Origin of the sequence: Bradyrhizobium sp. AC87j1 (assembly GCF_002936975.1) — a bacterium.
Classification (GTDB): Bacteria; Pseudomonadota; Alphaproteobacteria; order Rhizobiales; family Xanthobacteraceae; genus Bradyrhizobium; species Bradyrhizobium shewense.
Genome location: NZ_PTFE01000061.1, coordinates 16,561 through 26,443, shown reverse-complemented (window position 1 = coordinate 26,443; position 9,883 = coordinate 16,561). Strand labels below are relative to the sequence as shown.

The following is a 9,883-nucleotide window of genomic DNA, read 5'->3' as shown; positions in this document are numbered from 1 at the left end:
GTTTAGTAGACTGACCATGTTTTCCCGTCCCAAACGAAGCTCACCGAGCCGTGGTCTCCCGATAACGTCCATTCGGGAAAGCCATCAATTAGACCGCCATCAGCTCGAATCTTAACCTCGTACTTGGATGAATTTCCCTTCTTGTCTTTTACAGAAACTGTCTTTCCCTTGAGTAGACCTGAGGGGAGAAGGATGACGGGCGAAACGTCGGTTATAAGATTGACTTGGACAAGATCATCGGAGGGCTGCACTCGATACGGATTTTCCGTCGTGACCTCGGCAATCCGGATTTGGTAGGGCGAGCGACCATCTTGGGCGAGACGAAGCCGCTCCTCGAGCACCGAGATACGACCGCTGTGATAAAAAGAGGCGACGCCGAATCCGATTCCGGCCGCAACCGTCGCCACAAACAATGTCCACTTTAGGCCACCTCGGGTGGTCGGGAAGCCCTCGACGACCCTCTCGATTTGTTCGGAAATGCCCATTGTCCCCAGCCGTACCAGACAACACGGTTGATTTCTCGTATTAGAGATATAGCCGCAAGGTGGTCAACGCGCCCTTGGCGCAATGCACTTACCTAGTTCGCATCATTGAGACCCGCGACTTCGTCGGCATCTTCGTCGCTGATGACGAGGACGATCTTGCGTTCATCATGGACGAGTGCACCGATGCGCCGGGGTGCGAATACGTCGAACTGCCCATGGGCGGCATCATGTGGGAGAGCCCGGCCAAGCCGGTCCCGCTCAAGACCGGCGACCCCGAGGACATGGAATCCGAACCGGAGGAATTTCCATGGGCAGGCGCCTCGCTCACTGAGCGCTGGTGGTACATTGCCTATGGAATGGAGGAGGTCGAGTGGACGCTCTTCGAGGGCATCCCCCGGCCAACGCGAACGGAGCCGGTCACGAAGAGGCCGTTGAACCTGGGCAGGGTGCTCCCATTCCGGAAGCGAAGCCTGGAGTGACCTGGGATTTTTCGACGTAACATGCTCGTCCTGGCCGGAACACCAGCTCTCAGCTCAAGGCTCATCAAGAAAATCTATTGATCCGCGACCTTCGACCAAGTCCCGCTGCTGTCTTTCATGTCGCGATGAGAGGCACCAGTGTCCCAGTCGACGCAAATCCGGACATCTTTGAAATCATTCAGGGTGCATGCTTCACGCACCATGACCTTGCCATTCATGTCCTCGACCGTTTTCAGGAAGGCGACTTTGCCTTGATTATCGACGTAGCTCAAACCGATGTTGCACACCTTTAGCTCAGGCTGGCAGGAGCGATGAAAGAGTGGCTTTCCGTTGTTCTGACTCGCCGATCGGTCCATTGCCTTGTTCACGATTTCCGCCCACGTAGGGGCAGCATCAGGCTTGGAGGACCGCGAAGCAGTGACACCACTGCCTGACGGCGACAGCGACATAGGCGCATTAGGAGGGGTTTGCTGCAGGTTGGCAACCGGCGGACCAGATTGAGCTGGTCGTCCCATCATAGTGACACCCATTGACTGAAGCTCTTGAGGACTTAGCCAAACCATATCTTGGGGAGATGTAACGACCATTCGACCAATGATCGCTGAGGGGACACCGAGCTCTTTTGCGATTTTTGCCATCGACACTGTCGCAGCCCCTGAAACGACCGTCTCCTCCCCGTTTTCCCCTGAAGCTCCGTGAACGCCGATTTGAGCTCCATAGCTCGCATTCTTGGTCGAACCGGCAGCGAACATCAGAAAGCATGCTGATGCGCACACTGCTGTCCTGCCCACGTTCGTGGATGTTTTGCCAAATCTTATTGCATCTGCGATCTTCACTCCCTCAAGCAAGTTGCCGCCCGGAGAATCTAGTCTCACGTTCGCAACAAACTTACCGGAATCATTTGCCTGGCGAACTGATTGCGAAAACTTATCCGCGTCGCCTGGAACGATTTCTCCGGTGACCCAGATGGTCGCCTGACCAGATCTGCCTACGCCAACTTTGATCTCGGCAGCTTCAGCTTGGTTCAAAACTGCAGCGAGCAGTATGAAGGCGACTGACGCTCTTGCCTGGGAAATGACCATGGATGAACCCCCTGCGGGCTATTCTTCCGCAACCTGCACGCGTGCACAAGCTCTTCTAGAAGAGAATGGATTCTTGGCGCAGATGGGCCAACAATAGAGGCGGAGCGTAGCGCGGACCTAAACTAAAGCTGTTTCAGTGCACGGGACCGAGCCGTTGGTACCGGCAGCAGATCTGCCCGCCGCGCCTCAGCGCTGGCCATGGTGTGTTTGTACCGATCGGCTGAGTCCGGGTCTTTCCAGCGCCCGGTCCGGGTAAGCCCGTAGGTGTCCAGCCCGCCATAGCGGTGCATCCAAGTCCCGTAGGTGTGGCAGAAGATGTGGAAGCCGCGCATGCGGCGCGGTAGCACGACGCCGGCGCGGTCCAGCGCCAGGTAGAGCATCTTGTACAACCGCCCGCCCTTGCAGAACCGGAAGAGCTTCTCGTCGGCGTGGCGCTCAAGGAAGGGTACTCCAGCGCCAGCTCTGTCACGGCCAGCGGCACCGTTGGCCAAGACCACCCCTGTGGCCTTGCGGGGCCTCGCAGGGCGCGGGGGCTGCTTGCGGAAGGCTTCCACCACGATCGGCGGCAGATGCACTGGACGGGGCTCGCTGTTCTTGGTGGCCCCGAGGTAGAGCAGGGCCTGATCGAGCCTCAGTCCGCGGAGGATGGCTTCCTCCGTGGCATCTCCCAGCCGCATGCCAGTGTAGGTCAAGGTCAGGCAGAACAGGCCGAACTCCGGCTCGATCCCATAGGCCTCGCGGATCACGGCGAACGCCTGGTCAGGCTCGAGCCACTCGGTCGCCTTGCTGCCGCGCCATCCCTTTGGCCGCTTGATCTTGAGCTCGATCCCGGCGTGCTTCAGCACCGCTGAGACCGGCGTATAGAACTGGCGGTTGAGGGTGGTTGCGGGGGCGAGCGGGTAGACGCCGCGGGCCGCGTTGTCGATGGCTAGCTGGTCGATCTCGGCCAGAGGCTTGTCCCGCAACGCATGGTCGCCCGTCGCCTCGATGATCTTGCCGAGAAACTTGGCCTCGCCCCCGGCCTTAAGATAGGCGAGGGTGGCGTCGGCGAAAGTCGGTGGTTTGGGCGCCTCGGGGGCTACCTCCTCGCGCTTCCGATATTCACCACGTTCGATTGCCTCCTTGATGCCTTTGAGGACTCGCTTGGCGATCCGAAGTTCAGGAGTGCCCGCAGTTCGTTCAACGTAGACTCCGAGGTACGTTCCCCGGATCTCGTAGTTGGGCGTTTTCCCTTTGCGCGGGGGGCGGAGGCTGAGAGGCATGGTTTTGACAGCGCCTCCTTGAGGCGGGCGAGGTCCTCGGGGAAGATCAGCTTACGGCGCCCCAGCGTGCGGTAAAACGGGTGGTCCCGCAAGAAGTCCTGGAAACAACGACGGCTGACCCGGAAGAAGGCCGCGGCCTCAGCGAGGGTCTTTGGCTGGTTGCTCAAGCGCACCTCCAAGCTCGGCCCACTTCACTCGGCACCTTGAACGGATCCGAGGTACTTCTGGCGATAGCTCCGGATTTCAGTCATGCAAGCTTTCCCGACTCCAGGTATCGTTTGGAGCTGACGCTCGGTCATGAAGAGCAGCCGTTCAGGAGCATCAATCGAGCAGTCAACGAGCGCCTTTATCGTGCGCTCCGAGAATCCCCGGTTTTGGAATGGCTTCTGCTCCGAACCTTGATGAACTATCGGAGAAAGGACTTTTGCAAGTGCGATGACCCTCTCACGGCCGGCGAGATCCGATCCAGGTTTGCCCATCTGTTTGCTCCTCATTTCGATTGACAATGATTGTTCTGCAACGATCACCGCTGCGCCAGCGAAAGACCTTCGGACTATCGCAGTTGCGCTCAGGCCGGCATGGACTTGAAGATGGCGACTGCGGCGGCGACGATGGCAAAAACGCAGATCGCGCAGGTTAGCCATTGGGTTCTGAGTATTGCCCTGAGAGACTTTCCAGTCTCTCCACGGGCTTCCATCGCTGAATGGACTAAGACATCAAGCTTCGCTTCGACCGGATCGTCCGTCATCGACTGGTACTCCTGCACTATGATCATTCTGATCGCCGAAAACGAGCGCCAAGCCGTGGGCCTGAGAGGCGCTTTCACACCTGATCGCCGCGAGCCTGCACTGATAGTCCGCCACGCTGCGGGCCGCTTCTTGGACCACGGGAACCCCTTTAAGAACCCTTGTGCCCCAGCCCCCCGGCTGAGCTCGGTCCGGCCAGATGCCGACCACGACGTCATAGCTTGCGATGACGGAGCGAAGAGGCCCCATGGTGCCATCCATGAGGCTGCTATTGGTGTCAGCCAAGGTTACCAGGTCGGCCAGCGTCATCTGTCGCATGAGGGGGCGTCAGATGTGTGAATATTCGGCGAGAGCCTCGGCGGCGTGCTGCATCATCTGCTTAAGGTCGGACTCGTCTGAAAGGTACTCAGTGCCAGAGCAGTAGGAGAGTAGGTCCGCAATCTCCCGGAGGCTCAGCGGCCGGTAATTTAGGACTGCCAGCTCGGCGGCGTTCAAATTGCTGTAGGCTCTCCTAGCCTTCCGCCGCGCGTCTCGCAGCGCCTTTGACGGCTTAGGCTGCGGCAGGGATTCCTTCTGTCGATCGAACTCGGCGAGCAGAGCATCAAATCTCGATTTGATCGCGTGACGGCCCTGATCGTCCACCGCCTTGGAGAGGGCATTTAAATAATCTTCCACGATTCGCTCACGGCTTTGATAGAACCGATCGCGGGGCGGAGACACGATGTCAGGCTCCCCCTCTTGGATGACCCTCATTTCGCTCACTCTGCCGGCGAAGACCTTCGGCGGTGGCGGCAGCGATCGACGGAATTCCTCTTCCAAGTCGATCTCGATATGGCCACATCGGTTAGCGTCTTCAGCCGCTGCCTCGAGGTTGGCGATAAGCATACTCAGCGTTGTTGAAGTGGCGGGGCAGGCGAAATTGATGACGGGTGAAGCGCTTGCCTGGATCAGGGCCGGCGCGAGGCTAGATGATGGGAGTGATACCATTTGAAGTCCTCCAAGGCTGACTTCAATAATGTATAGCAAACTAGACATTGTGTCTAGTTGGCTAGACTAAATTGTTACGTCCCTCATAATGCGGACGATGAATGCTAGAATCGTAATCATGCGTCCGTCGTTGTCGTCCGCCTCCCACTCCGAGGAAAAGGGTTCGCGCATGCGCAAAATGTCAGGCTTCCCTTTCATGGGGCGTGTTTGGAGGCTTGCAATAGCTCCCTCCATGCTGACTTCGCGCAACGAGATTTCAACCTCATCGTCGGTGATGCGGCGACTCGCCGCCACCAGTTGCCCGCTTCTCAGCTCGATGCTGGCGCTCGACGGGACAACGCCCACAGCGATGTCATTAGCCGCAATTCCTACGCCTACCATATAATCCCCGTCGCACCTGAAAGCGCGGAGGTCGGCCTTGGGTGCTCGTTTATCGTTCGCGACGAGGATTGTCTCCATATCGCGCCATGGATTGTGTAGGATCCATTCGTCCGAGATCGCCCAATCAGCTCTTGCTGGGACGAGAGGGACGGTTGCAAATTTGTCACCATAGAAGGGCGCGCGGATAACTTGGGCAGCAACTGGTCTGTGCTCTAAGATTTCCTGGAGGTGCTTCATTGCTGAGGGAGGTCGAAAATCGAAGGGGTCCCCCCTGCCAGTGGAGAGCCACTCGAAGCTCATCTGAAGGTCCATGGCAGCCTCAATAAGGTTTTCCGTCGAGGGGTCATTTCGCTCTTTGAGCCAATTGTCGACTGCGCCCCTGCTGACATGGAGGGCGCGCGCTAGCGCCGAAGCGGATCGCTTGCGGTGCTCCAGGGCGAAGGCAATTCTTTTCCCAATTGTTTTCATTGGGATGAGATGCCACGTCTAGAGTCAAAGAGCATTGTCTAGTTCTGCTGGACAGCGGCTTGTCTAGTATGCTAGACATAGCCCTCATGCATGAGATCGTCAAAAGAGCAGCTCGCCTCTCTGGTGGCATTACCGCCCTCGCCGGGGCATTAAAGATCAATCGGCAGGCCATTTATCAGTGGTCTCGGATTCCGGCGGAAAGGGTGATTCCGGTAGAGCGCATTAGCGGCATTTCCCGTGAAGAGCTGCGCCCGGATTTGTTCGGTCCTAGCGCCCCCACATTCAGTGCACCGGGAAACCCAGCGCCAAATGATACGAAGGCCCAAATTGACGGGTCATTTGTGCATCCCATTCACGATACCGGTTTATCGCAGCTGCCAACTGGGTCTTCCGCTCAGTCTTCGGCGTTGGGTTCGCCCGGTATCGCACCATCTTCATCTCAAGCCTCCCTTGAACAGGACCGCCGCTAGGGCGCCTGAACGAAATCGTAGTCGCGGGGCCACACCGGTCGCCAAACTGATGGACCCGCAGGAAACTGAGTAGGCCGCACGTGTGAGGCTTCTCCCCAACAGGAGAACCACACATGACGTCGGAATTTTCCCATAAGGTGCTGGAGATGCGGGCAACTTCACTCAACGAGGCGGCAGACCTTCTTCGCCAGGTTGCTGGTGAGCGGCGGGCAGACGAGTCACTGAAGGCCGTTTTTCGCAGACTAAGCCGCAAACTGTCCGATTGGAGCGAAAACCGCATTCGGGACGTCTGGCACCGCGATCCCAGGATCAAGATCCGCGCGGACGAAGTCAGTCAGCTCAGGGCGCTTGTCGAACCGAAACGGAAGACTGAGAGCATCCATGACTTGGAAGAACTGCGAGCTACTGTCGCTCGCCTTGCGCGGTACGAAGCGCTTTTGGAGCGCCTCGATGAGGAATTTTATGGCCCGCAAATTTCTGCGGCGAGCGATCAGCTTGGGGAAGCGCGCCGGCTTTTGGGAAAGGGCCGCTCTCGAGTATGACCCTGAATTGGAAGAGCACCTAAGGAATCGCCGCGGCTAGACCGACGGGTCGAAGAGCCGGTACCGCACCGGCCTGCCGCGGTGGCAACATTGCGGATGCGCCTGCGGAGGTGCTGAATGGTTTCTCGACCTCGATCTAGACGGCGGGAAGACTACGTTTTCAAAGTCGATATGGGCGTCTGGTACTTCGCGCCAGGCGAGCTCGAGGCAGATCATGAGCTCGTCGAGCTATTTCGCGCCTTCAAATACGACATCAAGAATCCGCAGCATTGGCGGTGGTTGCTGGGGCAATTTGCAAAGATGTATTTCGGCAAGGGCAGGGGGCGCCCTAAAAAGTGGACTGTCGAAGCGAAAAGCCGATTGTTTCTGGATTGGATCATGCTCGGACGCGAGCAGCGAGGGCTAAAGCTCGTGAAGACAGAGGATGTGTCCGGACAGCTGCGGGCTCATGCCAAATTGCTCAAGGAGAGGCACAGCCTGGATCCGCTCTATCACGGCACGTCGGCCGACGAGATCTATAAAAACCTCCTCAAGGTCATCAAGGAGCGGAGACAGAAAACGACGCCGAAGAAATCCGCCAGGAAGGCCGTGCGATAAAATGACAATTATTGAGATGGAACGCATCTCAATATCGGTATCTATACATAGCCGTCCATTTCAATCGACAGAGGACGGCTACTATGAACGATTCCCGCACTGCGGATATCTTCCTCACCCGCGAGCAGCTTAGACTGCAGCTCAACGAACGCGGCTTTCCAATTACCGCTAGCTACTGGTCAAAGCTCAATCTGCCCTCAGTCAATGCTGGCCCGCCCGTGGCCAAGTGGTTTGGTCGGCGCCCTCTGTACAAGATCGAGGACGCACTTGCTTGGGCCGAATCGCGCTGCGGAAGCTCGCGCGGAAAACTCGTCGCCTAATCCCGAAAACGAAAAGCCCGGCTAAGCGCTCGCAACGCCGCCGGGCCAAAGAGAAAGTAAGCAGATGTTGAGTATCACGTTTCCGCGGAATTTCAACCGCGAACTACAGATGTTAAGCCTTCGTGCCCGGCAAGGAGGCGTTCAATGACGTCTTCTATCGTCCGAGCTCTTTCGCAGGAGGCACAGCACAGGCTAATTGCTGTGCGCTACAATTCGGATGCCCGCACCAAACGACAGGGAAAACGCCCCCCGGCAGCTAACCTGCGGGTTTGGGAGCTGGAGAGAGTCTTCCGGCATCGGTTTGGGAAGTTCATCCCGGAGGGCGTGGATGGCAGGCAGGCTCTGCAAGTCATTGCTGAGGCTTACCACTTCTCCAAAGGAGGAGATCCCGTCACCAAGTTGGCGGGCTACATCCGCGCACGCGCGCCCTGGGCCTACAAAGACATTGATGCCATCGTTGCCGGCTCTGCCCCTGCGCATTGGCAGTCGGCCGATGAGCTGGCGTGGCGCATTGGACTTACTTTCATTGAGCGCGAAAGTCTCAAGGTGCGCACAATTGGCGCGGTCGGCCTGAATAAACGTCAGCGCTCCGCCATTCAAAAGGCGAAGCACAAGCAGCGGGAGAGCGACCGTCGCAGAGCGCGGGGCGCCAAGTCCCATACGGAGAGTTTGGACCGAACGCGTCCGTGGGAGGCCGAGGGGATATCGCGCCGCACTTGGTTTCGACGGAGGGCTGCGGAGGATGGCACTAATTCGTGCGGTGTTTTCTCTTCTAATAGTAATGCGCACGAATCGGTGCCATCGAGCATCTGTAGCTTGCGAGAGGCGCTTCGCGCCGGCGCCAGGGCGCCGAGGCCTGACGGCCTTCGCCATCCCGAGCAAGCGGAAAGGTCGGTTGATTATTACGGGGAAGGAAAGGCAATTCCAGCGGAGGCCTGGGCATGAGCAGGCTTGACTGGAATAAGCGCCGACCCGTGTACGAAGCGTGGTACAGCCGGTTAGACCGCAGTCCCTTCGAGCGCGAGGCCACAAACCTTGCCCGGCATGGCGTCCTGCGTTCCGTTAAGCGGGCAAACAAGCCGAAACAGGCCAAGCCGAACAAGGCACCCGTCAAGATGCCGCTGGAGCGGCCCTCGGTATCCGCTGGTGCGCTCGCTCCCAAGTACGCCCTTCGTACCGGCGATCTTGTGAGAGCGCGAGCGGCCCTTTCCGGCGCGGCGGAAGCCACGGTCCATTGCGACGGCTCGGCAGCGCCGACAAATCCCGGCATCGTCGGCGCCGGTGCGGTCATCGTGACCGATGATATCCGGATCGAGCTGCACCGTGGCGGTTGGCGCGGGACAAACAACATGGCCGAGCTGGAGGCGGCGATCATGGCGATTGAAGCCTTGCCCGATGGATGTCGCGCTACGGTAATTGCGGACTCGCAATATCTGATCCTCGGCATGCAGAAGTGGCGGCACAGCTGGCGGACTCGCGACTTTAAGAAAAACGGCGGCGACATTCCGAATGCTGATCGCTGGCGCAAGCTGGACGCGCTCGCGTCGGAACGTGCAATCGCCTGGAAATGGATCCGCGGTCACAAAGGCGACGCGATGAACGAGCTGGCCGATCGGCTGGCCGCGCTCGGCCGCACTGGAGGCCGGGCATGAACGATGCCGATCATGGGCGGCTGATCGAGCTCGAACGGGCGGACGCTGCACGGCAAGCCGTTGAGTCCTTAATCCGCAAACTCGAGGAATGGAGCACCAACGAAGGGTACGGAAAAGCCGTGAGAGCCGTGGTGAAACAAATCCGCGAGAAGTGGATCTACGAAGTTTCCGAAACGGAAACTGACGGCGATGGGTAGTGCTTCTATATTGAGTTGGTAGGTCGTTCCGCCGCTCAAGCTGTCGGGAGTGCCTCGTAAAATCCCTAACCCTTGCGCACAGCTTGGGCTCAAACTTCCGATCAGGATAAGGGACCTGTCGGTGCTCTGAGGCAAAGCGCCTCTGCTGGTGGGGTAAGCCCATTCGTTCCTGGCAGTGTTCAAAAACGCTGCCCGCGCCGCGCAAGCGGATACCT

At 58.4% G+C, this 9,883-nt stretch carries 14 protein-coding genes; 7 read left to right on the top strand and 7 right to left on the bottom strand.

What is annotated here, in order from left to right:
- Positions 1-2: 2 nt before the first annotated feature.
- Positions 3-485 carry a hypothetical protein gene (locus CV770_RS26765; protein WP_104464502.1) on the bottom strand — a complete coding sequence of 161 codons (483 nt, stop codon included), beginning with the start codon at positions 483-485 and terminating at the stop codon, positions 3-5.
- Positions 486-544: 59 nt separating this feature from the next.
- On the opposite strand from CV770_RS26765, the gene CV770_RS26760 reads away from it, so the two are divergent.
- Positions 545-964 (top strand): hypothetical protein, encoded by a 420-nt coding sequence (locus tag CV770_RS26760; RefSeq protein WP_104464501.1) that lies wholly within the window; start codon positions 545-547, stop codon positions 962-964.
- 74 nt (positions 965-1,038) lie between these two features.
- Here the strand turns inward: CV770_RS26760 and CV770_RS41765 are convergent, their stop codons facing one another.
- The 6 genes from CV770_RS41765 to CV770_RS26730 form a co-directional block, all read right to left on the bottom strand.
- Positions 1,039-2,046, bottom strand: coding sequence for a COG3904 family protein (locus CV770_RS41765; protein WP_146101362.1), 1,008 nt, complete (start codon positions 2,044-2,046; stop codon positions 1,039-1,041).
- A 122-nt stretch (positions 2,047-2,168) separates the two neighbouring features.
- A complete protein-coding gene (locus CV770_RS26750) occupies positions 2,169-3,308 on the bottom strand; it encodes a site-specific integrase (RefSeq protein WP_104464499.1) in 1,140 nt (379 codons plus the stop codon).
- Positions 3,309-3,499: 191 nt separating this feature from the next.
- Entirely contained in the window at positions 3,500-3,787 is a 288-nt protein-coding gene (locus CV770_RS26745) for a hypothetical protein (RefSeq protein ID WP_146101361.1), read from the bottom strand.
- Between the two features lie 89 nt (positions 3,788-3,876).
- Positions 3,877-4,056, bottom strand: coding sequence for a hypothetical protein (locus tag CV770_RS26740; protein WP_146101360.1), 180 nt, complete (start codon positions 4,054-4,056; stop codon positions 3,877-3,879).
- Positions 4,057-4,381: 325 nt separating this feature from the next.
- Positions 4,382-5,041: a hypothetical protein gene (locus CV770_RS26735; RefSeq protein WP_146101359.1), complete on the bottom strand. Its 660-nt coding sequence runs from the start codon at positions 5,039-5,041 to the stop codon at positions 4,382-4,384.
- Between the two features lie 66 nt (positions 5,042-5,107).
- Positions 5,108-5,890: a helix-turn-helix domain-containing protein gene (locus CV770_RS26730; RefSeq protein ID WP_104464495.1), complete on the bottom strand. Its 783-nt coding sequence runs from the start codon at positions 5,888-5,890 to the stop codon at positions 5,108-5,110.
- 86 nt (positions 5,891-5,976) lie between these two features.
- Here CV770_RS26730 and CV770_RS44090 point away from each other — a divergent pair, with 86 nt between their 5' ends.
- From CV770_RS44090 to CV770_RS26695, 6 genes are all read left to right on the top strand, one after another.
- A complete protein-coding gene (locus CV770_RS44090; RefSeq protein WP_104464521.1) occupies positions 5,977-6,360 on the top strand; it encodes a transcriptional regulator in 384 nt (127 codons plus the stop codon).
- A gap of 113 nt (positions 6,361-6,473) precedes the next feature.
- Positions 6,474-6,902, top strand: coding sequence for a hypothetical protein (locus CV770_RS26720; protein WP_104464494.1), 429 nt, complete (start codon positions 6,474-6,476; stop codon positions 6,900-6,902).
- Positions 6,903-7,019: 117 nt separating this feature from the next.
- Entirely contained in the window at positions 7,020-7,499 is a 480-nt protein-coding gene (locus CV770_RS26715; RefSeq protein WP_146101358.1) for a hypothetical protein, read from the top strand.
- 83 nt (positions 7,500-7,582) lie between these two features.
- A complete protein-coding gene (locus CV770_RS26710) occupies positions 7,583-7,819 on the top strand; it encodes a hypothetical protein (protein WP_104464492.1) in 237 nt (78 codons plus the stop codon).
- Positions 7,820-8,760: 941 nt separating this feature from the next.
- Entirely contained in the window at positions 8,761-9,471 is a 711-nt protein-coding gene (locus tag CV770_RS26700; RefSeq protein ID WP_104464490.1) for a ribonuclease H family protein, read from the top strand.
- Positions 9,468-9,668: a hypothetical protein gene (locus CV770_RS26695; RefSeq protein WP_104464489.1), complete on the top strand. Its 201-nt coding sequence runs from the start codon at positions 9,468-9,470 to the stop codon at positions 9,666-9,668. The genes CV770_RS26700 and CV770_RS26695 overlap by 4 nt, the downstream gene beginning before the upstream one ends.
- Positions 9,669-9,883 lie beyond the last annotated feature (215 nt).